The organism is Olsenella uli DSM 7084 (assembly GCF_000143845.1).
Classification (GTDB): domain Bacteria; phylum Actinomycetota; class Coriobacteriia; order Coriobacteriales; family Atopobiaceae; genus Olsenella; species Olsenella uli.
This window is the reverse complement of the sequence record NC_014363.1, coordinates 1374479-1398690: the sequence shown is the minus strand read 5'-3', so window position 1 is coordinate 1398690 and position 24212 is coordinate 1374479. Positions and strand designations below refer to the sequence as shown.

The window sequence follows — 24212 nt, the reverse complement described above, 5'->3', positions numbered from 1 at the left end:
CACGCGAGCGGATTGGGAGGCCGTGCGCATGGCAAGGATAGTGGTGGTCGAGGACGATGCGCCCCTGCGCTCGTCTCTCTGCGAGCTTTTGGGTAGGAGTGGCTACGAGGTGGTCACCCCTCATGTGTTCGACAGCCTGGTCGAGGACGTGTTGGAGGCCTCGCCCGACCTCGTCCTGCTTGACCTGGGGCTGCCGGGGCTGGACGGCACGACCGTGTGCCGCGAGCTGCGCGCCCATTCGGGTGTGCCCATCATGGTGGTGACGAGCCGCAGCACGGAGATGGACGAGGTCATGTGCATGACCTTTGGCGCGGACGACTTCGTCTCCAAGCCCTACAGCAGCTACGTCCTCCTCGCCCATGTGGAGGCACTCCTGCGTCGCGTAGGCGGCGCTTCCGGGTCCACCCTCGCCTGTGGGGGGCTGTCGCTGGACGTTGCGCGCTCGCGTGCCCTAGCGAACGGCCGGGATGTGGAGCTCACCAAGAACGAGCTGCGCATCCTCTCGCTGCTCATGCGCAATTCCGGTGTCATCGTCCCCCGCGAGACCATCATGTGCGAGCTTTGGGACTCCGACACCTTCGTGGACGACAACACGCTGACGGTGAACGTGAACCGTCTCCGCCAGACCCTCTCCAAGATAGGCTGTGGCCAACTCCTCGTGACCCATCGCGGCCAGGGCTACTCGGTGCGCCCATGAGCCTCGTCCGCTATGCGGCCGACCACGTGGCCGCCCTCTTCGTGACGGTTGCCTCCATCCTGGCGGTGCAGCTCGTCCTGCGTGGGGCAGGCATGGGTGACTCCGTGCTGGCCTTCGTGACGGTCATTCTCGTGGCATCCGCCCTCGCGAGGTTGCTCGTGTCGTACTTCGCCCGTCGTTCGTTCTGGCGTTCCGTCGGCAGGCACATCGTGCGCGAGGGGCCCGAAGGCAGGGAGGCCGCAGGTCCCCTGTCCATGCCTGACTTGGTGGAGGAGCCTCATTTTCTCGAGGGCCGCCTGGCATGGGAGGCCTTTGACGCCCTCGCGCAGGACTTCCGCTCCCGCATCGACGCCGTCCGTTCGGAGGGGGCCGATTACCGCACGTTCGTTGAGGCATGGGTCCACGAGGTGAAGACTCCCATCGCGGCCGCACGGCTCATGGCCGACAACAACCCCGGCGCGCTGTCCTCGGCCATGCTCCGCGAGCTGGGGCGTATAGACGGATACGTGGAACAGGCCCTCTACTACGCACGCTCGGGCAGCCTCGACAGGGATTACGTTGTCCGAGAGCTGCCCCTTTCCCAGGTCGTGCGTGATGCCCTGCGGACGCATGCGCGCAGCCTCATCGACCGGGGCGTGTCGGTGTCCGCGCAAGGCCTCGACCTGGTCGTCTTCTCGGATGCCAAGTGGGTTGCCTTCATTCTGGGCCAGCTCGTGGAGAATGCCGCGAAGTACCGCGCGCCCACGGAGGGTCCCGGTGCCCGTGGCGCCGTGCTGACGCTTCGGGCCACGCGGCACGACGTGGGGCGTGCCAGCGAGCACGTGGTGCTCGAGGTCGAGGACAATGGGATGGGCATTCCCGCAGCCGACCTCCCCCGCGTCTTCGACAAGGGGTTCGTGGGAGAGAGGGGCCGCTCGCGGTCCTCGTCGCGGTCCACGGGCATCGGACTCTTCCTGGTCAAGAGGCTCTGCGACAAGATGGGCCTGCACGTGTCCATCGCGTCCGAGTGCGGCTCGTGGACGCGGGTGAGCATCTCCTTTCCCACGAACCGCATGCACTACGTGGACCAGATCTCCTCGTAGGCGCCCCACGCCTGCCCTCCGGCGCCCGCCTCGCATGACCCTACGTCGGTCCCCGGCATGGCATCCGTCTCTGCCCGTCCGCAGGCGCCCTTGCCAATCTTACGAAACCGTCACCCATCTGTAAGCCACATCGATGGCACCCATGTCCCCCCGCGTCCATGATGGGGTCGTGCCCCAAGGGGGGCACCCATCGACGGAAGCAGAGGAGGAGACATGAAGAGGATGAACCCTACGGCCCAGCGGTTCTGGGAGGCGAACGAGAGGCGCCTCAACGGGGACATGACGCCCCTGCAGTGGGTCCTGTGGTCCGTCTGCTACTTTGGCCTGGGCATCGGCATGCTGGTGCTGCTCTGGGTCTCCCCCCGATAAGCCCATCGCAACGAGAAAAGGCGGTATGTGCCATGAACAAGGCCCTTGAGGTCGTGAACGTCGAGAAGGTCTACGGCGGGAGGCTGGGCAGCGCCACGCGGGCGCTCGACGGCGTGTCGTTCTCTGTCGAGAGGGGGGAGTACGTCGCCATCATGGGCCCCTCGGGTTCGGGCAAGACCACCTTGCTCAACTGCATCGCCACGATCGACCGCCCGACGGCGGGGAGCGTCCTCATCGATGGCGTCGACGCGACGCACATGCGCTCCAAGCAGCTTGCGGCCTTCCGCAGGGAGCAGTTGGGGTTCATCTTCCAGGACTCGAACCTGCTTGACACGCTGACCTGCCGCGAGAACATCGCCCTGCCGCTCACCATCGCCCACGTGGATCCCGCCCAGGTCGATGGGCGCGTGGAGCGCATGGCCCAGGCACTGGGTGTGGTGGAGGTTCTCGGCAAGTTCCCCTACCAGGCCTCGGGTGGGCAGCGCCAGCGCGTCGCCGCCTGCCGCGCCATGGTGACGAGTCCCACGCTCGTTCTTGCGGACGAGCCCACGGGCGCCCTTGACTCAAAGAACTCCAAGCTCCTCCTCGAGCGTTTCGATGCCCTGAACGAGCAGCTCGACGCGACCATCCTCATGGTCACCCACGACAGCTTCGCGGCGAGCTACTGCCGCCGCGTGCTCTTCATCCAGGATGGGAGGATCTTCACTGAGCTCAGGCGCGGGGACCTCGTCCGCAGTGCCTTCTTCGACCAGATCATGGACGTCGTCGCGACGATCGGGGGAGGACAGGGAGATGTTCTTTAGGCTCGCCCTCGGCAACGTGCGCAAGTCGTTGCGCGACTATGCCGTCTACTTCGTCACGCTCTCGCTGGGCGTCGCCGTGTTCTACGCATTCAACACCATCTCCGACCAGGCGGCGTTCCTCTCCGAGGACACCCGCTCCATGGTCCAGGCAATCGCTCTGATCATGCGGTTCGTCACGGTGTTCCTGGCGCTGGTGTTGGGCTTTCTCATGGTCTACGCCAACAACTACCTCGTTCGGCGCCGCAAGCGCGAGCTTGGCCTCTACCAGTTGCTGGGCATGACGCGCTCCCAGGTGTCCCTCGTCCTCGTGCTCGAGACCTTCCTGGCGTCGGTGGCGTCGTTCGTGGTTGGGCTGGCGGCGGGCGTGCTGCTCTCACAGCTGCTCGTCTTCATGACGGCGGCGCTGTTCAACGACACGGTCACCAACTTCGCCTTCACTTTCTCCTCGATGGCGGCCCTCTTCACCCTGGGCTGCTTCGTCGCGGTGTTCCTGACGATGCTCGTCTTCAACCTGCGGACGCTACGCAAGGTCCGGCTCGTCGAACTCATGGGTGCCGCGCGCACCAACGAGCGGATGCGGGCTCGCAACCTTCCCGTGACGCTTGCGGGCGTCATGCTGGGTGTGGGCCTCATCGGCTGGGCGTATGCCCGCCTGCTGCGTGACGGCCTGCCCATCGAGAGTCCCGACCAGTACAACGGCTTCTTCCTGACGACGGCAATCGTCTTCGTGGGCACGGTCGTGTTCTTTCTCTCTCTGTCGGGCGTCCTGTTCCATGTGGCTCGGGCCTTCAGGGGAGGCTATTACCGAGGTCTCAACATGTTCACGGTGCGACAGCTCTCATCCCGGGTGAATACCGTGTCGGTCTCGATGGGCGTCGTGTCCCTCATCCTCTTCCTGGCGATCACGAGCGTGTCGGGCGGCCTGGGGATCTGCGCAGGTCTGAGCGGCGAGGTCGCGCGCAGGGCGCCCTACGATGCCTCGATCGAGCTGTACCAGCGCTCACATGGGGGACAGGATGGGAGGGACGCAGGCTTGCGCCATCAGGACGCCGAGACGTTCCTGGGGAGCCATGGCGTGGACCTCGCCTCGTTCTCCCGGCAGGTCGTCATGGTCTCGCGCTACGATGGCGCCGACGTCGAGGGCGGCGGGGCCCTCACCCTGGGTGCGCTGTCCGACGCCTCGGGGGCATTGGTACAGGGCAGGCAGGTTCCCGGGACCTACCAGGACGACTCGCTCTACCTCGTCGCGGCCTCCGAGTACAATGCCGCGCGGCGTGCGTGCGGCCTGGGGGAGGTCCAGCTGGGCGATGGTGGCTACCTGCTGGCATGTGGCACGGCCTCGGGCGAGGTGCTCGGGGACTTCCTTGATGACGTGATGTCTGCGGGAACACCGCTCAGGCTGGGTGGGCGCACGCTCGTCCCCGTCGCGTCGTCGGTTGACTCGTCTGCTGCGGCGACGCTACGCAACTCGGACTACTCCTATGGCTTCTGCGTCGTGCCCGATGACGTCGTGGCCTCCGTGACGCCAAGCTCCATCTGCGTGAACCTGAACTACTCCGTGCCGGTCGAGGAGGGGGACAGGCGTTTCGAGGATGTCCGGGAAGCCCTGGGCGTGGAGCCGGAGGGGGTGGGCGCCGTTTTCTATTCCACGCGCACGGAGATAGAGAAGAGCTCGCGTGGGACAACCGCCATCATCTCGTACCTGGCCATCTACATAGGCTTCGTACTCGTGATCGCCTGTGCCGCCATCCTCGCCATCCAACAGCTCTCGGCTGCCTCGGACGCCGCGCCCAGCTATCGTCTGCTCTTCGAGCTCGGTTGCCCGTCCGGCATGGCCATGGGTTCGCTCTTCGCGCAGGTGCTCGCATTCTTCCTGTTGCCGCTTCTGGTGGCCCTGGCGCACAGCGCAGTCGCGCTCTCGCAGGTCATGAAGGTCGTGGCCATGCTGGGGAAGGCGAGCTGGCTTGTCCCCGTGCTCGTCACCGCTATCGCCTTCGTGACCGTGTATGGCTCCTATCTCATGGTCACCTACCTCATGGCGCGTGGGATCGTAGGACAGCGTAGGCTGGGATCCAGGGGTTAGGAGAGGGGGCCCATGTTGCTCGAAATCAAGCTTGCCCTGGGGGGCGTCCGACGCAACCTGAATGACTATTCGGTCTACTTCGCCACGTTCGCGTTCTGTTCCTGCCTGCTCTACACCTATGCCTCGTGTCGGGACTACCTCCTGGCGCTGGGGACCGGCTCGGTGTCGCTTGAGGTCTTCACCCAGGCCGCAGACGTCGTGGCACCCCTCGGGGTCTTCTCGGTGGTGGTGTTCTGCTTCTTGGCACGCTATGCCAACCGCTTCCTGGTGCGTCGTCGCAAGGCGGAGCTCGCCATGATGGAGCTCGTCGGCATGGGGAGGGGCTCTGTCGCCTCCGTCCTGCTCATGGAGTGCGCCCTGGTGGCCGCAGGCGCGCTGGTCGTGGGCATCTCCCTCGGCGTCGCCCTCTCTCCCGCCTTTGCCGCGCTCGCCTCATGGGCCTTTGGGCTCGCGTGGAGGCCGGTCGTCGTCGCGTCTGCCGAGGGGGCCTGGTTTGCGACCATGAGCTTCCTGGCCGTGTCGGTTGCCTCCGCCCTGGGCTCCCTTGCGGAGCTCAGGCGCACGTCGCTCCTGGACCTCATGCAGGCGCGCCGTGTCTCCGACGCCGCGCGCGTGCGCCCGAAGGCCATGGTCGTGCTCGAGCTGCTGGCGGGGCTGGCGCTCCTGGGGAGCGCGTATGGCATCTGCTGGTGGTCGGCCCAGATGTTCATGGCGTTCATGATCCCGGTGGCCATCCTGGCCTGCCTGGGGACCTACCTGCTCCTCCGCGCAGGCGCGTCCATCGTCTCGTCGGCGGTCCGTCGTGCTCGCGGCGTGTACCTGAAGGGGCTTACCTGCTTCGTGGTGCGTCAGCTCGAGGCCCACGTGGCAGGCAGCTGTGCCGCGCTCACCAGCGCGAGTGCCCTGCTCGCCGTCGGCGTCTGCGCCTTGGGCCTGGCCGTTGGCATACGTGCCGTTCCCCGAGGCGACAGCGCCCTGGTCAGCGACGCCGACTTCCAGGCGATGGTGGGCACCCTCGTCTACATCGTGCTGTTCTTTGGCGTGGCCTTCGTGGTGTCAGCCGTCGCGGTGCTGGCGCTGCAACAGATGAGCGAGGTGTCGAAGAGCCGTGGCACCTTCTGCGAGCTGCGACGTCTGGGGGCGGAGGACCGCGAGCTCTCGCGGGCGCTCCTCGCCCAGGTCTGCGTGTACTTCCTCGTGCCCTCCGCCATGGCGACCGTGCATGACCTGTCCGGCTTCATTGCGGCAGACGGCATCCTGGAGATCTTGGGGGTGCCTGGGGGCAACGTCAACTACGGCGTCGTGCTTGCCACGGTGCTGGCAGCCTTTGCCGCCTACCTTGTCGTGACCTATCGTGCCTGCAGGCGCAGCGTCCTGCCGCGCAGGCCGCGGTCGTCGTGAGGGGTGTCTGACGGCGGGCGGTCGTCGTGATGGCGCCGTGATGGCGCCCGAAGCTTGTGGTGTCGCGGCGTTGCGTCCCGCTGCGGCAGGGTACGTGCGTACCGTTTGGGTATAAGCAGGGCCAGGGGCGCCGTGAGCTGGCCCTGCCCTGTACCCCGACGTTGGGAGTTCCATGCGCGTCCTTTTGGCGGAAGACAACGCGAGCCTCGCACGCGCGACGACGGCGATACTGACCCGCTCGGACTGTGAGGTCCACGTGGCGCACGATGGTGCCGAGGCTCTTCAGATGCTGTGCAACGGCTACTTTGACGTGGCGGTCCTTGACATCATGATGCCGGAGATGGACGGACTCGCGGTGCTGCGCTCGATGCGCTCCGAGGGCAACACCACCCCCACCATCCTCCTTACCGCAAAGACCCAGGTGGACGACAGGGTCCTCGGCCTCGACCTCGGGGCGGACGACTACATCTCCAAGCCCTTCGATGCGCGCGAGCTCGTGGCACGCGTGCGTGCCGCCGCGCGCCCCCGCTCCGGGGCATCCTCCGTCGTGCGCTGTGGTGACCTCTGCATCGAGACGGATGCGGCACGGCTCTCGACCGAGCGGGGGGCGCTGAGGGTTGATCCTCACGAGGCCGCCATGGTGGCGGCGCTCGCGAACGCCGGTGGCACGCCGGTTGCCGCGTCCTGGCTCGTAGATCACATCTGGGACGGAGAGGCGCTGTCGGGGACGGTGGAGCTCTATGCACGTCTCCTCAACGCCAAGCTCGAGGCGCTCGGCTCGTCTCTGCGCGTCGAGGGGGCGGAGGGGGATGGTTGGAGGTTGGTGAGCGCCGATGGAGATGGAGCGCAGGCTTAGGGCACAGCTCACCGCGTCGGTCGCTGCGGCGCTCTTCGTCATGCTGGCCTTCATCATCGTCTCGTCCACGTTCCTCAGGCGGCAGCAGCTCGACGCGACGGCCGACGCCGTCCTCGACATCGTCCTCGATTACGACGGCAGCGTGCCGTCCGGCTATGTGAGCCTGCCCTCCACCGGTAGCGCGAGCATCAATGACATCCTCGGCGCGCAGTTCTTCGTGGCCAGCATCGACCCCTCGGGTTCCGTCACCGGCGTGAACCTCGACGGCATCGGCCTGCTGGACGGGGACACGGCCCTGCGCCTTGCCCAGGAGGTCTACCGGCGCGCCGGCCCGGACTCCGGGAGCATAGAAGGCTACCGCTACCGCATCCGACATGGCTCGGACGGGTCGATGACCGTGGCGTTTCTCGACCGGACCAGCCAGAGTGACACCCTACGCTACAGCACGCTCGCCATCTCGTGGATATCGCTTGCGGTCATGGTGGGCACCACCCTCGTCTTTGCCCTGCTCTCTCGGCGCATCGTTGCGCCCATCGTCCGCTCGCAGGTGGCTCAGCGGCAGTTCGTGGTCGATGCCGGGCACGACCTCAGGACGCCCGTCTCGATCATCTCCGCCGACGCAGACATCCTGGCCATGGACATCGGCGAGGACAACGAGTGGCTGCTCGACATCAAGCGCCAGGTTGCCGTCATGAGCGAGCTCACCGAGAGCCTCATCGTCCTCTCCCGCGCGTCGGCCGCCATCGCGCGCGATGATGTCGTGGATGTCGGCGAGCTGGTCGGCGAGCAGGTGTCCTCCTTCCGCTCGCGGGCGCTCCTCGAGGGCCACGAACTCGAGATGGGGCGCATGGATGGCGCATGGGTCCGTGGAAACCGACAGTATCTCGCGCGCATGGTGGGGTCCCTTCTCGACAACGCGCTCAAGTACTCTTCCGTCGGCGCGGCCATCTCGGTGCGCGTCGAGCGCCATGTGCGCCAAGTCGAGGTCTCGGTCTCCAACGCGGTCGACGACGCCGACCCCGCCGATGTCCGTCGTTGGTTCGACCGTTTCTACCAGTCCGACAGGTCGCGCGACCACCACGTCGGCGGCTTTGGCATCGGTCTCGCGATGGTCCGTGCGGTTGCGGAGGCGCACGGGGGCAGGGCCCGCGCGTCCGTCTCGTCCGACCATCGCAGGGTGACCATGACCGTGTCGATGCCGCTGCCCGTGAGGAAGGGGAACCGCCCATGACGGAATGTCAGACGAATGATATACGCCGCATGCCAGGGACAGCCTCGCACGCCGTGCCAGGCATCGCACCAGAGGTCACGCCAGGGCCCGTGCCGGGGGCCGCACCGTCGCCCGAGGCCTACTACGGCGAGCGCTATGCGACGCTCCTTGCCGCGCGTCAGCAGATGGACGACCTCATCGAGGAGTTCTCCCGCTCACGCAGCGACTCCGACGACCTGAAGCCCGTGGTCTATCACACGTCGCGAGTCAAGTCCCCCGCGAGCCTGATGGAGAAGATCGCGCGCAAGGGGTCCTGCGGCACCACCTTCGACGACGCGCTCTCCGTGGGCATCAACGACATCGTGGGCCTACGTGTGAACTGCGCCTTCGTGGACGACGTGTACGCCACCGCCGCCTGGGTCCGCTCCCGCGACGAGGTGGAGGTCCTGAACGAGAAGGACTACATCGCCCATCCCAAACCGAACGGCTATAGGAGCCTCCACCTCATCGTGCGACTCCACAGGGGCGCCGCTGCGCTGCTGCCCGCCGTCGAGATCCAGCTGCGGACCATCGCCACGGACTTCTGGGCGACCCTCGAGCACAAGATCAAGTACAAGAAGACCATCGAGAACCCCGAGCTCATGCAGGCCGAGCTCAAGCGCTGTGCGGACGAGATCGCCGCCGTTGACCTCTCCATGCAGGCCATCCGTAACGTGATTCGCGACGCTGGCTGACATATGGGCCCGGCCGCACCGAACAAACGTGGACGCGTGCCTCTCGGATGAGCCCTAGAATGGGCGGGTGCGGGTGCCGGGCACCTCCCAGAGCTGGATGTAACAAATAGTGCCGCTATGTGTGTTTTCGGAAGCCAAGCATGCTCTCTCTGGGGGACCTCCTTTCCAAGAGGGTACATAGCTTCTGAGAAGCAGCAGGTAGATGCCCTGATGCTGTTGCCATGTCCCACGAGGGGTCGGTTGTGCTGCAGTGAGGGTGCTTTTCCTGTTCGCCCAAACACACATAACGGCACTATTTGTTACATCCGGTTTGCCTGCGTCCAACTTGGTCGCATGCCCCAGTCTGGTTGCAGCAAACCGAGATGGACAAACCGTCGAACGGAGGTACTCCATGGGCACGCCAAGGAAAACCATACCCGAGAAGAGCGCACCTGCCATGTTTGACCAGGTGTTCGAGGACATTCGAAACGACGAGCAGAACGCGGCCTATACGGCTGCGGGCATCGACCCTCTCTACTCGGCGTCCGCGAGCGCGCGGATCGTCATCATAGGGCAGGCTCCGGGACGCGTTGCCCAGGACACACGCGTTCCCTGGAACGACCGGAGCGGCGATCGCCTGCGCGAGTGGCTGGGCATGGACCGTGACACGTTCTACGATCCAAGCAAGGTTGCCATCATCCCCATGGACTTCTACTTCCCGGGTACGGGCAAGTCGGGTGACCTGCCGCCGCGCAAGGGCTTCGCCGAGAAGTGGCATCCCATTCTGCTGCAGATGATGCCCCAGGTCGAACTCACCGTCCTCGTCGGGAGCTACGCGGTCCACCATTACCTGGGCCTCAAGTCGTCGATCAGCCTGACGTCAGTCGTGCAGGATTACCGCAGCTACCTGCCCGCGCGCTTCCCGCTGGTCCATCCGTCCCCACGCAACCAGATTTGGATGCGCAACAACCCCTGGTTCGCGGAGGAGGTCCTGCCGGACCTACGCGCCACGGTCGCGCGGATCCTGCGACATGCGAGCTAGCCTTCCCTAGAAGCCGGCGTATATCAGCTCGGCGGGGGAGTTGAAGCCCGAGAGGAACACGAACCATGCCAGGAGCAGCGCCATCGCGACGACCGCAACGACAGAGGCGCCCACTACCAGGGCCGGGTGCCCCTCCCCCTGGGAGAGGAGCCATCTCTTGCCATCCGCAAGCGGCGTGAACTCCACGCTCGTCTCGCGTAGCCCACTCGTCACCCTCATTGGTTCACCTGCGCGTTCTGCATGGTGGTCAGCCCCTCGCCCGTCACGTCGCCAAAGCCCCAACCACCCAGGAAGTCGTCGTCCCGTCCGTTGAGGTAGTGGTAGATGGCCCGCTCGATGCGCACCCAGCCGCGCCATCCGGGGTGCACGGTGTCACAGAAGAAGTAGCGCTCGTACTCGCAGGTGTGGAAGTCTGCGTAGGTTGCCTCGTGCTCGTGGCATATCCGCCGCACCCGATCGTACCAGACGTCGCGCACGTCAGACGGGACGCCCACGTAGTCGTACCAGGCACCGTGCATCGGCTGCATGACCACCAGGACGTCCATGCCGCACACGCGCAGGACATCCAGCGTGCAGGCGAAGTCGGCATACTCGCTGTCGGCCTGGTCGAAGCTCTGGTCGAGCTCGGGCTTGTAGATATGGTTCTTGGCCCAGTAGTCGTCGTGGACGCCCAGCTCGTTGTTGGTGCAGGCTGCCGCACCATCGAGGTCGGCCTGTTCCATGAGTGCGTCCCAGTCGGGCTCTCCGGTGGCAGTCCCGGACATGCGGATGGCGCTCTTGCTGGGCGCACCCGCTATGACCTGCGGGAGCTTGGTGCGCAGCCTCACGGTCTGGGCCTCGTGCAGCTGCAGGTCGTTGATGGCGTCGAGGGGGCCGTCCTGGTCGGCCGCCGCCAGGAGGCTCGAGTCCACGCCCAAGGCGCCGGCACGCTTGCGCACGTAGCCGTGCAGCTCGTCGGGGATGTCGCCGTTGCGGCAGAAGGCACGGAACAGCTCGTAGGAGAACTTGGTGCTGAACCTGTTGTCACGGTCGCCCCCACGGAAGAACCACTGGGGTGAGAGGAACACCATGCACTGCCGCCGCTTGGTGCGACTTGCGTAGGCGCCTGCGGCGATGGTCTGCCAGAGGGACTGGTCGTAGGCCTCCCCGATGTAGGTCAGGTCGATGCCGCAGTTGCTCTCGCCGAAGACGGCCTGCGGGCACTGCGCCACGAGATTCTTGGAGATGTAGAACTCCGACGATCCCAGCGAGAGCCGCCCCACGTCGGACATGTTGGCGAGCGTCCAGTCCACGGCGTCGAACTTGGTGCCGTCCACCACGTAGTCGTAGAGGCGCGAACCGTCTGCGACCTCGTCGAGTCGCTGGGGGATCAGCAGCCGGTCGGCCGCGACGAGCCCGGCCCCCACCGCAGCGAGGCTGCCTGCGGTCGCGGCAAGGAATGCCTTGCGCGAGAGGGCGCGTTGGGGCCTGGTCCCCTCGCGTGCGCTAGGCAAGGCGCTTCTCCACCTGGGAGACGATGAGGTTGGCGGTGTTCATCTCCTCGCGGGGGACCTCGGTCGGGGCGATCGTGACCCCCAGCTCGTCCTCGATGGCGAGGAGCAGCTCGACGGCACCCATGGAATCGAGATAGCCATACTCGAAGAGGTCGTCGTCAAGGTGCTCCCGGACCTCGTCGTCATCGGCGATCTCTACGAGCATGTCGAGGATGCGGTCGGTGAGCTCCTCATGCGAGAGCGTGGGCGTGGACATGTCAGTTTCCTTTCACGAGAAGAGATACCTGTCCGGAGAACAGGGCGAAGCCCAGGAACACGAGCTGCATCGTGACGAGCCACGAACAGGTGCGGTACCAGGTCTGGTGGCGGTGACGCTTGTAGAAGCCCGTCCGCTCCCATCCCTGCTCGGCCGCCAGGAGGATGCCGTGATAGAGGCCATAGAGAAGGTAGTTGGCCGTGAGGCCATGCCATGCACCCATCACGAGCATGTCGGTGACCAGGGCCAGTTGCGAGGTGCGCAGGCGTCCCTTCACGACCTTGTGGCGCATCAGCGTGCGCACCAGACGCATGAACACGAAGTCGCGCAGCCACGTGGAGAGCGTGATGTGCCAACGGTTCCAGAAGTCGGTGACGCTCGTGGCCAGGAAGGGTGCGCGAAAGTTTCGCGGCGTGCGGATGCCGAGGGCATAGCTTACCCCCAGGGCCATGAGCGAGTAGCCGGCGAAGTCGAAGAACAGGTAGAGACCGTAGGCGTAGCAGACCTTCATCTGGATGAGAAGCTTCCAAAGCCCGTCTCCCTGGACGCTGTCCCAGGTGACGGGGATGTAGTAGCGCTTGGCGACGGCGGCCAGGACCACCTTGTAGACCATGCCGAGCATGACCAGAAGGATGCCCCTTCCCAGCATGCCTGCGTACTCGTCCGAGTCGGGGACCCTGTCCAGGTCCTTCTGGAAGCGGCGACTGCGGTCGATGGGACCGCTCACGAAGGTGGGGAAGAACGCCATGAAGTACAGGTAGTCCAGGGGACGCATGCTCCCGATGAGACCGTCGTGGGCCTCTATCAGCACCTGCACGGCCCGAAACGTCAAATACGAGATGCCGACGAAGCCAAACAGGTTCCCGCCGAAGGCCCCGCTCACCTTGCAGGCCACCAGGGGAACCAACACGCAGGCGAGCGAGACGGCAAAGCGTCTGCCGCTTCTGGGATCGCGGAGGAGCCACTGCGTGCCGACTGTGGCGACCGCGAGGTAGCATGCTGCGTAGGCGGCCTGGACCGGTGTCTTGCAGAAGAGGCAGGCCAGCATCAGGAGCGAGACGACCAGACCGTAGCGCCCCAGCGGCCTCTCTCGCAGGCCCAGGAAGGCCGCCCCGCACATGATGGGGACCAAAAGGACGAAGAAGCTCGTGTCGGAGTAGAAGGACATGGGGTGCTCTGCGCTCCTAGCTTGCCATCAGCTGCTTGCGATCGATCTTTGCGTTGCTGGTGAGGGGCATCCTCTCGAGGAGCCTCACCGAGCGGGGGACCATGTAGGACGGGATGCACCGGCCCAGGCGCTCACGGATGGCACGGGGCGTCTCGTTGGCGCCTGCGTCCTCGTGGTCCAGGACGACAAACGCCCTGAGCGCGCTGGCACGGCCCTCGCGCATGACGGGCACGACGGCGGCGCACTTGATGCCCGCAAGCGCCGAGAGGTGGTTCTCGACGTCACCCAGCTCGATGCGAAAGCCGTTGACCTTCACGAGCGAGCCCATGCGGCCCTCGTAGTGCAGCATCCCGCTCTCGTCCAGATGTCCGATGTCGCCCGTGCGGAACGTGCGGACGTGCCTGCCGTCAGCGAGGGTGGCCTCGCCAAAGGCGAACGCGCTCTTCTCGACGTCGTTGAAGTAGCCCTTGGCCACGGTGTCGCCAGAGATCACGATCTCGCCGGACTCCCCGGCCCGGCACTCTTCGATGAAGGCCCCCTCGGGGGCGGCGGAGCGCATGACGTGGAGCTCGGTGCCGGGGCGCGGTCTGCCGACGGGCAGGGCGCAGGGGTTGGCGAGCATCCCATCGTCTATCTCGCAGTAGGTGACGGCGACCGTGGACTCGGTGGGGCCGTAGGTGTTCGCGACGCGCGCCTGGGGAAAGCGCTCGCGCAGGTTCGATGCCGTGCGGTGTGTCAGCGTGTCCCCGCAGAACAGGAAGAGGCCCAGCTGGGGGAGGAGGTCGTGACCGAACGAGCCGTCGACGAGGCAGAGGTCCGCAAACGGCGGGGTCGAGACCCAGACGTCGGCCCTTGAGTCGGCGAGTTCGCGGAAGAGCAGGCCGTAGTCGTGCGCTGCCTCTCTCGAGAGGGCGTAGAGGCAGCCGCCGGTGGCAAGGGCGCCCACGAGCTCGAACTCAGAGAGGTCGAAGGAGTAGGGGGCCTGGTCCAGGAAGGTCCTGCCGCCGTCGCGCACGACGGGGAAGGTCTCCATCCACCCCATGAAGTTGTCGACGTCCCCGGCGCTGACCTCGATGCCCTTGGGACGTCCGGTGGATCCCGAGGTGAAGATGATGTACTGCGTCTCCTCGCCCGAGACCCACGAGGAGCGCTCCCCTTCCGCGAGCTGCGGTGCCGTGGGCGCCACGGACTCAGGGGAGCGGGACTTGTCGCAGGCCGTGGGATCGCAGACGGCCTTGGCATCGATGGCGCCGGTCAGGTCGATGCCCGCGTCGAGGGCGCTCGCGTCGGCGCTGACCACGACCGTGGGCCGTGCGGCGTCCGCGCGCCCTGCCGCCAACTGCTCGGCGATGTCATTGACGCGCTTGGCGGGCGTGGCGTCATCGATGGGCACATAGGCGTGGCCGGAGCGCAGGCAGGCGAGGAAGGATGCCACGGTGAGGGCGGACTTGGGGCCCAGGACCATGATGGGGGAGCGGTCACCGCACGCCGTGGAGATGGCCGCGACGAGCCTCGTGGAGAGGTCCCAGAGCTGGGAGTAGCTGGTGGGCTCCTCACCCAGGGAGCGAAACGCCGGCGTGTCGGGGCGTGCGATGGCGTGCCACCAGACCTTGCCGAGCAGGCCGTTGCCCCTCTCGTCACATCCCATGCTGGCTGCGCCACGCGACGCGCCCCCCGCGACGTCGCCCGTCGCAAGACCGTCTGCCATGGGCCTGTCTGCCACGGAGCCCGCCGTGACGTTGATCTTCGTCCGCATCGTGTCTACCCGCATCATGTTCCCCTCCTCGCGTTTTGTCGTGTGGCCACAAAGGTAGGGGACGTTCCTAAAGCGAACCTTTGGTCGGGGGCCGTCATCGTGCAACCCCTGCGATGGCGCTACGATGGCTGCGGGAAACAGGAGGTACGCATGGAAGCGAAACGGCTGCTGCTCGCGGATGACGAGAGGGAGCTCTCGCAGGCCCTGGTGGCGATTCTCAGGCACGCAGGCTACGAGGTGGATGCCTCCCCCGACGGGGAGGATGCCCTCTACAAGCTGAACGTCAACGGCTACGACCTGGTCATCCTGGACATCATGATGCCCAAGGTCGATGGCCTGACGGTGCTCCGCACCCTGCGCGAGGAGGGACACGAGGTTCCCGTGCTGCTGCTCACGGCCCGTGCCGAGATAGACGACCGCGTGTGTGGGCTCGATGCCGGTGCCAATGACTATCTTGTGAAGCCGTTCGCGGCCAAGGAGCTGCTGGCCCGCATCCGTGTGCTCACCCGGACGAGCCCGGGGGCGGTGCGCTCGCTCCCCTCGTTTGGCGACCTTGCTGTGGACGAGGAGAACTCGCGTCTGACCTGCGGTGGCGACTCCGTCTCCCTGACGGCCACCGAACTCAGGATCATGCGTCTTCTTGTGGAGCGCGGCGATGGCCTCACGACGGTCGAGCAGATCCGTCGTGACGTGTGGGGCCTGCTCTCGGACACCGAGCAGAGTGCCGTGTGGGTGAACGTCTCCAACCTGCGTAAGAAGCTGCGGCGCGTGGGCTCTCGGGTGCGCATCGCCGCCGCTCGGGGGCTGGGGTACCGTCTGGAGCTCGCGGATGAGTAGGGGGCGGTTGGCGGCCCTGCTGCGCGGGCAGGCCTCGAGCACCATCCGCAGGATGCGCCTGAAGCTGGTCGCGACGGCCATGGGCGCGACGACGCTGGTGCTCACGATGGTCATCGTAGGCATGGACGTGCTGAGTTGGCATGACCTCTGTGATCGTGTGGACGGCGTGGTCGATTTGATCGAGGAGGCAGGGGGCGCCCTGGGCAATCTCGACGTGAGCGATGACTCGCAGCTGCTCCCGCGAGGCATAGCCTGGGAGGCCCTGCAGGAGGTCCCCTATGACGCGCGCTACTTCACGGTGACCTTCGATGGCGGCGGGGAGACGCTCGACTCCAACCTCAGCAGCATCGCGTCGGTGGATGAGCCGGCGGCTCGTGCTAAGGCGCGCGACGTGTTCCTCTCGGGCGCGACAGAGGGCTTCGACGGCGACTACCGCTTTCGCGTGGTGCCCACGGACCAGGGGAGCATGGTCATCTTCCTCTATTGCTACGATGACCTGAACTACTTCCATGCGTTCTTGAGGGCGAGCGTCATCATGGGACTCCTGGGCCTGGCCGCCTTCGCCGCAATCGTGGTGCCGTTCGCCATCTCGGCGGCGAGGCCGGTGGAGGAGGCGCAGGAACGCCAACGTCGCTTTGTGACCGATGCGAGCCACGAGCTGCGCACGCCCATTTCCATCATCGGCTCGGCTACGGACGTGATCGAGATAGAGTCCGGCGAGAGCGAGTGGACGCAGAGCATCCACAACCAGACGAGGCGTTTGGAGGACCTCACCAACAAGCTGGTCGCCTTGGCGAAGGCCGACGAGGGGGGCCGTTCGCTCTCCCTGGCCGATATGGACGTCTCGACCGTCGCGCTGGGCTTGGCGGAGGACTTCGAGTCCGTCTCGCAGGCTCAGGGCAAGCCCATGAGCTGCGACATCGCCCGGGGCGTGCATTGCCTGGCCGACGCCTCCATGGTCGAGCAGACCATCTCGATCCTTCTGGACAACGCCTTCAAGCACTCATGCGAGGGCGCGAGCGTGCGCTTCGAGCTGTCTGCTGTGGGGGGGCGCGGTATGGGCGACGCAATTGGCGCAAGTGGCGCAGACGATAGCATGGGCGACGCGGGTGGCGTGGGCGGTTTACGAGCTGTGGGCGCGCCGGAACGCGAGCGTGATGTGGGCCATGTGCGCCTGGCGGTGAGCAACGACGTCGAAGGGATGGCCGCAGGTCCGCATCCCGAGCTCTTCGGGAGGTTCTATCGCACCGATGAGTCACGCAGGTACTCTGGTGGGCATGGCATCGGGCTTGCCGTGGTGAGGGCCGTCGCCGAGGCGCACGGTGGCAGCGCGAACGCCCATTGCGACGGGCGGCGCCTGACGGTCGAGGTGAGGATCTGAGGGCCTTTCGCTAACGCCTCGAGACGGCGCAGTATCGAAATGCGTCTGGGTGGTGACGCACCTGGGTGAACTCGAACATCAGCCCCTCGGAGCTGAAGGTCTGGCTCTCGATGATGGCCACGCAGTTGTAGGGGGAGAGGTTCAGATACGCAAAGTCATCCTCGTTTGCAAGTTCGACCGTTATCTGACGCTTGCTGGTGAGGATCTTGGTGTTGAGCCTCTCTTCGATGTAGCTGTAGACGGAGCTCTGCGCAATCTCTGGCGTGAGGTCGGGGATGCTCTCGCGGAGGAAGTAGTTGATGTCCACCTGACAGGTGAAGCCATCAAGGCTTCGGGTCCTCACCACGCGGTAGAGCTTGGACCCCTTTGCAAAGCCCGTGTACCTGGAAAGCCCCGAGCCGCATACGAGCTGCTCGAACTCCCGCACTACGGTATGCGGGGCCATGCCGTTGCGCTCCGCATACTCCTCGAACGAGTAGAGGCCTTCCAGAGATCCGATGATGTCCCGGTCGGTCGAGCGCCAGATCACGCGAACGCCCTTCCCGTGGATGGGCTGTACGAGGCCTTCGTCTGCCAGGATGGACAGGGCGCGCCTGACAGTGTTCCTAGAGCAGGAGTAGGCAGCCACCAAATCGTTCTCGGAGGGTATGAAGGACTGGTACGGGAATTCCCCGTTCTTGATCTTTTTCTCCAGGTCCAGGTAGATTGCCTCGAAAAGTGCCTTTGTCATCGGAATTTGCTTCCCTTTGGTAAGCATGGCGACGGGGCCACGTCATGCACACGGGGCCAGAGCCGATTGCAAACTCAAAACTCCACTTATTCTATAGGTTTTGTGCGGACTGGGGGGCTCGGGGTCGAGGCACGGAACGCTTTACATGAAGACAACAGGTTCTCACGCAATCGGACCAGAGGAACAGGATTCAGAAGAGCGGAAACTTGTTTAAACAACCTACGCCCATACGTGATATACTTGTTCATACAAGTTATCTGAGCACTTCTTTGTCATGTGGGTCGCATCAGGCTGCACAGAGAGAGGACAGAGCAATGATGCAGAAGATCCAGAAGTTTGGCGGTGCGATGTTCACCCCAGTCCTGCTGTTCGCCTTCGCGGGCATCGTTGTGGGGCTGGGAACCCTGTTCACCACAGAGGTGATCATGGGTCCGATCGCTGCAGAGGGAACCCTTTGGTACAACGTGTGGAATGTGGTGCTCTCGGGTGGCTGGACCGTGTTCAACCAGCTTCCTCTCCTGTTCGCGATTGCCCTGCCCATTGGTCTCGCGCGCAAGCAGAGCGGTCGCTGCTGCATGGAGGTGCTCGTCTCGTACCTCACCTTCAACTACTTCGTGAACGCCATTCTGAGCGCATGGGGCCCGCAGCTGGGCGTTGACTTCACCGCGGAGGTCGGCAACGCGTCTGGCCTGGCCATGATCGGTGGCATCAAGACCCTCGACATGGGCATGGTCGGCGCCCTCCTCATCTCTGGCGTCGTCATCGCCCTGCACAATAGGTTCTTCGATACGGAGCTTCCCGAATGGCTCGGCGTGTTCTCCGGTTCCACGTTCGTCTATATGGTCGCGTTCTTCGTGATGATCCCCTGTGCGATCGCCGCCGTCCTCGTCTGGCCTAAGGTCCAGGTCGGCATGCATGTGTTCCAGGGCCTCATCATGAGTGCGGGGACGCTTGGCGTCACGATCTTCGTCTTCCTCGAGCGCCTGCTCATCCCGTTCGGCCTCCATCACCTGCTGTACGCGCCGTTCTACTACGATAACGTCGCCGTCAACGGCGGCATCTACGCGGCCTGGGCAAGGGCCCTCCCCGATCTTGCCGCCTCGACAGAGTCCCTCAAGTCCCTCGCGCCCTGGGGCGCCATCACGGCCACTGGCTGGTCGAAGGTCTTCGGCGTCCCCGGCATAGCGGCGGCCTTCTACGCGACCGCACGGAAGGAAAACCGCAAGAAGCTCCTTGCGCTGCTGGTCCCCATCACCATCACCGCCGTCCTCTGCGGCGTGACCGAGCCCATCGAGTTCACCTTCCTCTTTGTCGCACCTCCCCTGTTCGTCGTCCATGCCGCGCTGGCGGCCCTGCTCTCGACGTGCATGAACCTTGTGGGAGTAGTTGGCGTCTTCTCGGGTGGCCTGATCGAGATGTCATCGTTCAACTTCATCCCGTTGGGCGCGTCGCATGGCCTGACCTACCTCATGATCATCCCCGTGGGCCTCGCGTTCACCGCAATCTACTTCTTCGTGTTCCGCTTCCTCATCCTCAAGTTCAACTTCATGACCCCCGGTCGCGAGGAGGACGAGGAGATCAAGTTCGGCTCGAAGAAGGAGTTCCGCAAGGCGCACGGCATGGCGCAGTCTGTCAGCTCGGAGGACCCGGACGACCGTCCGGCGATTGACGAGGGCGACCCGAAGGCGGTCCTGGCCGCCAACATCCTCGACCTGCTCGGTGGGGCTGACAACATCGTGGACGTCACCAACTGCGTGACGCGCCTTCGCGTCAATGTCAAGGATGAGACGAAGGTGGCGGATGACAAGGACTTCAAGTCCATCGGCACCATGGGAGTCTCCAAGAACGGCAAGGCGATGCAGGTCATCATCGGCCTTACCGTGACGCAGGTTCGCGAACGGTTCGATAAGCTCCTGGGGAACGAGTAGGGCGCGACGAATCGCGCAGCAACTAACATGCCGCCGAGGGCCCCGCATCTCCATCTGCGGACCTCGGCGGCCGCTTCTTGAGTTGCATGCCTTGAGTTGCATGCCCTAACCTCCATAATGACAACTCGAAGAGAGAGGGGACCCATGTCATCATCAGGAAAGGCGACGGTGTTCTTCGATGTCGACGGGACGCTTGGCTGGACGGATCCCAGCAAGCGGGATGCGATGCCAGAGTGGGAGAGGGGACTCTCGCCGACGCCGAGCGATCGGGTCGCCGAAGCTATCAGGGCCCTCGTCGCCCGTGGCAACCATGCCTTCTTGTGTACCGGAAGGTCCCCCGAGGGCATTCACCCTGACCTCGCTGCCCTGCCGTTCAGCGGGATGGTTGCGCTCGCGGGGGCCTACGTCACCCTTGGCGCCGAGGTCCTGAGGGATTGCCCCATCCCCCCCGACCTTCTCGACCGCATCGACGAGGTGCTGGTGGCGGGCGGCTACGGCGTGCTGATCGAGTCTGCGCACGGTGCGGTTGAGGCACGCGGCGGGGCCTTGGGCAAGCGCCTCGGGACCCCGGAGACGATGGCGGAGGCGGTCCGGCAGATTTCGGATGGGTGCGCCTACAAGCTGGTGATACGGACCACCGCGGCAGACGGCCTGGTTTCTGACCCCGAGATCGGCCCGCTGCTGGTCGCGAGCCGGCTGGAGATGGGCAACTCGGAGGTCGGGCTTGCCTGCAACACAAAAAAGGCCGGCATAGAGGCCGTGACGGAGCGCCTTGGCGACGACGTTGGCACGACGTATGGCTTCGGGGACTCCGAGAACGACCTCACGCTGTTCTCCGAGGTCGATGTAAGCATAGCGATGGGGAATGCGATTCCCAAGGTGAAGGCTGTTGCGGACTATGTCACGGACTCGGTCTCCTGTGACGGCGTCGCCACTGGCCTCGAGCACTTCCATCTCGCCTGAGGCCGTCGGTGCCGTCTGGGCTCGAGGACAGTGTGCTTACCCGGGTCGGCTTCATGAGAAGGGTTTACGGCAGACTCCGATGGCGCGAAGGCCGTATCTTGTGTCATGATGCTTCTGGCCGTGGCCGTATCAGGATTATGCATATGCCCTGAGAGACCATGCATGGGCCATGCTGCACGCGCAGACAACCACTCACGCCCTCGGTTAAGGAGATATGCAATGGCGACGGAAGACGAGAAGGACCCCATTCAGCCCAGTGTGGGCGGACCTGCCGAACCCGCGCCGTCCGGCAGCCCTGACGCAGCATCCGCGCCGGTGCCGCCTGCGGAGGCGGCACCAAGTGCGGGTGCGCCGGAGGCACCCGTGCAGGGTGCAAGGACCTCGGGCGCGCCGGTGCCACCAGCCGGCGCCACGGCCTCGGGTGTCCCCGTTCCCCCAGAGGGGGTGCCGGCCTCTACCGCATCCGCGTCCCCAGCGGCGCCCGCATCCCCGTCAGATCCCGGGTCCCCGTCTGCGCCCACCACCGCCACGTCGCAGGCCATGCCTGCCCCCGCAAGCCCCGTTCCCCGTCCCGTCGCAACCCCCGACGCACCTCAGGCTCCCCAGCCTGCCAAGAGGGGGGCGAACAAGAAGGTCGTGGCCATCGCCATCGCAGTGGCCGTCATCGTGGTTGCCATCGCCACGTTCTTCTCCCTGAGGGGGCAGGCGGCCCAGGCCGCCCGCCTGAGCATCGGGACGGCGGGGTCCGACCTCGTCTCCGCTGACGGCGAGCTTGTGGAGATCGACCTCTACACAGGCCTCGACTACGCCTCCCTGTCCCTGAGCAGCACGTCGGACCCCGAGGACGTGTTCTCCTCTGCGGGTGGTTATCTGGACAAGGCACAGTCCGCACTTAACGAGGCAAAGTCGCGGGAGTGGGCACTGGATGGCGGCGACAGGAACGCGATCGATGCGCTGCAGGCCTCGATAGACGCGCGTTGGGACATGATCGACACGGGCAAGGCAGTCGTGGATGCCATGAGCGACACGTATGCCGCAAGCCGCGCGCTTGTCGGCTACTATTCCGATCTCATGTCCTTCTGGGACAGCACCAATGATGTCGTGGACACGCTCAACGCCAGCAACGACATCAACGCCATCGACACCTCGACGCTTGCGGACCAGGTCGCACGGGCCCAGCAGTGTGCACGTGATCTGGCCGATGGTGTCAAGACGGCCAAAGAGACCGTTCCCGACGCCGACCTCTCCGCCTTCCAGGCCGTCGTGGACAAGTGCTCGAGCCTGGCCGATCTGCTGGGTCAGATCTCGACGGCCACGGCATCGAGGGATGCCGGCGCGTTCAACTCGTTGTCCGAGACGTATAACGCGACCAAGGACGAGGCCATCGCCGCCATGAATGCCGTACCTACCATCGATGGCATCGCAGACCTCTTGGTGACGGATCAGGACAAGGAGCTTGCGGAGGCCTATCAGGAGGCGCGTAACGCAGCGGTGGACGCGCTCAAGCCGTTGGACCTCTACATGGGCGCAGACCTGAGCGACCTTACGGAGCGCTCGGCACTTCTCGACTAGCGCTCGAGAGACCTCGACTGGCACTTGAGGCCGTGGCCACGTGAGTCACGCACCACGTGAGTCACGCATATAGAAGGGGACGGACCGCTCATGTGGGTCCGTCCCCTTTGTGATCCGCCCCCTTCGCCGGGCAACGCGAGCTTCAGGCGCGCTGCCCGGGGCTTGCCACCTGGCTACCGTTTGGGAAGGCGGTCAGTCGTCCTTCTCGATCCGAGCGTCCGCAGGGCGGACCCCCTGCACCTGCCGCGTCGTCGGCGTCGTATCCCGTACGTCGCCTGACGCGTCTGGCGACGTTGCGGGCCGCTCGCCGTGCCGGTCCAGGGCGTCCGCGACCTTGCCCAGGGCGGCGCCGTCGATGCTTACGTTGCGGTTGACCTTGGCGTCGTAGGTGTCGGCGCGCATGACGTCGGCCAGGTCGACGCCGGTCACGCTCTTGACCATGTCGAACGCCGCCTTGATGGACTGGGGTGCCATGGAGGTCACGCCTGCCGCCGGCGAGCCCTCGCCGTCCGCGCCGCCTACGGTCGAGTAGATGTTGATGGCGTCGATCCCCTCGATGGGCTTCGACGCCGCGGCGATGATGTCGGGCAGGACGCCGATGATCTGCTGAGCCAGGGCCGCCTGGCCGTACTTGCGCAGGGCCTCGGCCTTCTTGTCCATGGCCTCGGCCTCGGCCAGGCCCTTGGCCTTCGCCGCCTCAGCCTCGGCCAGGCCCTTGACCTTCGCCGCCTCCGCCTCTGCCTCGCCCCTGGCACGCACCGCATCCGCCTCGCCCTGGCCACGTACGCGGATTGCCTCTGCATCCGCCACAGCCTGCGCCTTGATCTGCTCCGCCTTCTTCTGGGCGGTATAGAGCTCGGCCTCCGCCTGGCGCTGGCGCTGGGCAAGGTCTGCCTGGGCACGCTGCTCGACGGCATAGCGGTCGGCATCCGCCTGCTTCCTGACCGTGGCGTCAAGCTCCTGCTCCCTGACGGAGACCTCCTTCGACTTGAGCTCGGCCTCGCGATCCGCCCTGGCGATCTCGGCGTTGACCTGCTCGGTGTTGATGGCCTTCTGCTGCCTCTGGGCCTCGATGCCCTTGGCGGCGTCCGCCTTGGCGGCTGCGGTGTCAGCCTCGGTCTTGAGCGAGGCTTGCTTCAGGGCGAGGGCGTTGTTCTGCTCGGCGATGGCGGTCTCTGATGCGATGCGGGCGTCGTTGGCGATCTTGTTGGCCTCCGCCTGCGCGACGGCGATCTCCTTCTCGGCGTTGGCCTTGGAGATCTGGGCGTTCTGCTGGATGGCGACCGTGTTGGCGATGCCCAGGTTCTCGATGACGCCGATGCCGTCGTCATCGATGTTCTGTATGTTGAACGAGACGATGTCCAGGCCCATGCGCTGCATGTCGGTCATCGCGTTTTCCTGCACCTTGGCGGCGAAGGTCTTGCGGTCGTTCATGATCTCGGTCAGGCGCATGCCGCCGATGATCTCGCGCAGGTTGCCCTCAAGGACGTTGACCACCATCGCGTTGATGTAGTCGGAGTCGCGGTTGAGGAAGTTCTCGGCCGCCTTTGCCAGGCCCTCGTCGGTGTTGGAGATCTTCACCACGGCCACGGAGTCGACCATGATGTTGATGTAGTCCAGCGTGGGGATGGTCTTGGTGGTCTTGACGTCGACGGAGAGCATCCTGAGCGAGAGGCGGTCCACGCGCTGCAGGAAGGGGATGCGGATGCCCGACTTGCCGATGAGGTAGCGTGGGCGCTTGCCACCGCCGGAGATGATGTAGGCCTGGTCAGGTGGTGCCTTGACGTAACCCGAGGCGATGATGACAAGCACGACGATCACCACCGCCGCGATGAGGGCGTAGCGAATGATGTCCATGGGTGGACCTCCTCG

General features: G+C 65.3%; 23 protein-coding genes. 15 read left to right on the top strand and 8 right to left on the bottom strand.

Annotation, left to right across the window (positions count from 1 at the left end):
* Positions 1 to 28: 28 nt before the first annotated feature.
* The 10 genes from OLSU_RS06145 (at position 29) to OLSU_RS06105 (ending at position 10256) form a co-directional block, all read left to right on the top strand.
* Positions 29 to 697, top strand: coding sequence for a response regulator transcription factor (locus OLSU_RS06145; protein WP_013252087.1), 669 nt, complete (start codon positions 29 to 31; stop codon positions 695 to 697).
* Positions 694 to 1779: a sensor histidine kinase gene (locus OLSU_RS06140; RefSeq protein ID WP_013252086.1), complete on the top strand. Its 1086-nt coding sequence runs from the start codon at positions 694 to 696 to the stop codon at positions 1777 to 1779. The genes OLSU_RS06145 and OLSU_RS06140 overlap by 4 nt, the downstream gene beginning before the upstream one ends.
* Before the next feature lie 213 nt (positions 1780 to 1992).
* Positions 1993 to 2148, top strand: coding sequence for a hypothetical protein (locus OLSU_RS09635; RefSeq protein WP_013252085.1), 156 nt, complete (start codon positions 1993 to 1995; stop codon positions 2146 to 2148).
* Positions 2149 to 2180: 32 nt separating this feature from the next.
* The gene (locus OLSU_RS06135) at positions 2181 to 2951 is read left to right on the top strand and encodes an ABC transporter ATP-binding protein (RefSeq protein WP_013252084.1); all 771 of its coding nucleotides are present in this window, start codon (positions 2181 to 2183) and stop codon (positions 2949 to 2951) included.
* Positions 2941 to 5034, top strand: coding sequence for an ABC transporter permease (locus OLSU_RS06130; RefSeq protein WP_013252083.1), 2094 nt, complete (start codon positions 2941 to 2943; stop codon positions 5032 to 5034). The genes OLSU_RS06135 and OLSU_RS06130 overlap by 11 nt, the downstream gene beginning before the upstream one ends.
* Before the next feature lie 12 nt (positions 5035 to 5046).
* A complete protein-coding gene (locus OLSU_RS06125) occupies positions 5047 to 6435 on the top strand; it encodes an FtsX-like permease family protein (RefSeq protein WP_013252082.1) in 1389 nt (462 codons plus the stop codon).
* 172 nt (positions 6436 to 6607) lie between these two features.
* Positions 6608 to 7291, top strand: coding sequence for a response regulator transcription factor (locus OLSU_RS06120; protein ID WP_013252081.1), 684 nt, complete (start codon positions 6608 to 6610; stop codon positions 7289 to 7291).
* Entirely contained in the window at positions 7269 to 8522 is a 1254-nt protein-coding gene (locus tag OLSU_RS06115; protein WP_013252080.1) for a sensor histidine kinase, read from the top strand. Before OLSU_RS06120 ends, OLSU_RS06115 begins: the two co-directional genes overlap by 23 nt.
* A gap of 29 nt (positions 8523 to 8551) precedes the next feature.
* On the top strand, positions 8552 to 9235 hold the full coding sequence (locus OLSU_RS06110; protein WP_049765217.1) for a GTP pyrophosphokinase: 684 nt from the start codon (positions 8552 to 8554) through the stop codon (positions 9233 to 9235).
* Between the two features lie 391 nt (positions 9236 to 9626).
* Positions 9627 to 10256 (top strand): uracil-DNA glycosylase family protein, encoded by a 630-nt coding sequence (locus OLSU_RS06105; protein ID WP_013252078.1) that lies wholly within the window; start codon positions 9627 to 9629, stop codon positions 10254 to 10256.
* 6 nt (positions 10257 to 10262) lie between these two features.
* Here OLSU_RS06105 and OLSU_RS06100 read toward each other — a convergent pair whose 3' ends face one another.
* From OLSU_RS06100 to OLSU_RS06080, 5 genes are read right to left on the bottom strand one after another with little or no spacing between them, the layout of a single operon-like run.
* Positions 10263 to 10475: a hypothetical protein gene (locus OLSU_RS06100; protein WP_013252077.1), complete on the bottom strand. Its 213-nt coding sequence runs from the start codon at positions 10473 to 10475 to the stop codon at positions 10263 to 10265.
* Positions 10472 to 11749, bottom strand: coding sequence for a D-alanyl-lipoteichoic acid biosynthesis protein DltD (dltD, locus tag OLSU_RS06095; protein ID WP_013252076.1), 1278 nt, complete (start codon positions 11747 to 11749; stop codon positions 10472 to 10474). Before dltD ends, OLSU_RS06100 begins: the two co-directional genes overlap by 4 nt.
* Positions 11742 to 12005 carry a D-alanine--poly(phosphoribitol) ligase subunit DltC gene (dltC, locus tag OLSU_RS06090; RefSeq protein WP_013252075.1) on the bottom strand — a complete coding sequence of 88 codons (264 nt, stop codon included), beginning with the start codon at positions 12003 to 12005 and terminating at the stop codon, positions 11742 to 11744. The genes dltD and dltC overlap by 8 nt, the downstream gene beginning before the upstream one ends.
* Before the next feature lies 1 nt (position 12006).
* Positions 12007 to 13173 carry a D-alanyl-lipoteichoic acid biosynthesis protein DltB gene (gene dltB / locus OLSU_RS06085; RefSeq protein ID WP_013252074.1) on the bottom strand — a complete coding sequence of 389 codons (1167 nt, stop codon included), beginning with the start codon at positions 13171 to 13173 and terminating at the stop codon, positions 12007 to 12009.
* A 16-nt stretch (positions 13174 to 13189) separates the two neighbouring features.
* Positions 13190 to 14947: an AMP-binding protein gene (locus tag OLSU_RS06080; RefSeq protein ID WP_148219067.1), complete on the bottom strand. Its 1758-nt coding sequence runs from the start codon at positions 14945 to 14947 to the stop codon at positions 13190 to 13192.
* A 132-nt stretch (positions 14948 to 15079) separates the two neighbouring features.
* Between OLSU_RS06080 and OLSU_RS06075 the strand changes: the two genes are divergently transcribed.
* Both OLSU_RS06075 and OLSU_RS06070 read left to right on the top strand, forming a co-directional pair.
* Entirely contained in the window at positions 15080 to 15766 is a 687-nt protein-coding gene (locus OLSU_RS06075; protein WP_013252072.1) for a response regulator transcription factor, read from the top strand.
* Complete coding sequence (locus OLSU_RS06070; RefSeq protein WP_013252071.1) at positions 15759 to 17147, top strand: sensor histidine kinase; 1389 nt, start codon at positions 15759 to 15761, stop codon at positions 17145 to 17147. Before OLSU_RS06075 ends, OLSU_RS06070 begins: the two co-directional genes overlap by 8 nt.
* A 10-nt stretch (positions 17148 to 17157) precedes the next feature.
* Here the strand turns inward: OLSU_RS06070 and OLSU_RS06065 are convergent, their stop codons facing one another.
* On the bottom strand, positions 17158 to 17877 hold the full coding sequence (locus tag OLSU_RS06065; RefSeq protein ID WP_013252070.1) for a UTRA domain-containing protein: 720 nt from the start codon (positions 17875 to 17877) through the stop codon (positions 17158 to 17160).
* Positions 17878 to 18191: 314 nt separating this feature from the next.
* Here OLSU_RS06065 and OLSU_RS06060 point away from each other — a divergent pair, with 314 nt between their 5' ends.
* Together OLSU_RS06060 and OLSU_RS06055 are read left to right on the top strand one after the other, a co-directional pair.
* Positions 18192 to 19805 carry an alpha-glucoside-specific PTS transporter subunit IIBC gene (locus OLSU_RS06060; RefSeq protein ID WP_036573292.1) on the top strand — a complete coding sequence of 538 codons (1614 nt, stop codon included), beginning with the start codon at positions 18192 to 18194 and terminating at the stop codon, positions 19803 to 19805.
* A 144-nt stretch (positions 19806 to 19949) separates the two neighbouring features.
* Positions 19950 to 20768, top strand: coding sequence for an HAD hydrolase family protein (locus tag OLSU_RS06055; RefSeq protein WP_013252068.1), 819 nt, complete (start codon positions 19950 to 19952; stop codon positions 20766 to 20768).
* Between the two features lie 248 nt (positions 20769 to 21016).
* On the opposite strand, the gene OLSU_RS06050 is transcribed toward OLSU_RS06055, so the two are convergent.
* The gene (locus OLSU_RS06050) at positions 21017 to 21310 is read right to left on the bottom strand and encodes a hypothetical protein (protein WP_049765169.1); all 294 of its coding nucleotides are present in this window, start codon (positions 21308 to 21310) and stop codon (positions 21017 to 21019) included.
* A 94-nt stretch (positions 21311 to 21404) separates the two neighbouring features.
* Between OLSU_RS06050 and OLSU_RS06045 the strand changes: the two genes are divergently transcribed.
* Complete coding sequence (locus OLSU_RS06045) at positions 21405 to 22340, top strand: hypothetical protein (RefSeq protein WP_041548949.1); 936 nt, start codon at positions 21405 to 21407, stop codon at positions 22338 to 22340.
* 192 nt (positions 22341 to 22532) lie between these two features.
* Here the strand turns inward: OLSU_RS06045 and OLSU_RS06040 are convergent, their stop codons facing one another.
* Positions 22533 to 24197 (bottom strand): flotillin family protein, encoded by a 1665-nt coding sequence (locus tag OLSU_RS06040; RefSeq protein ID WP_013252066.1) that lies wholly within the window; start codon positions 24195 to 24197, stop codon positions 22533 to 22535.
* Between the last annotated feature and the right edge of the window lie 15 nt (positions 24198 to 24212).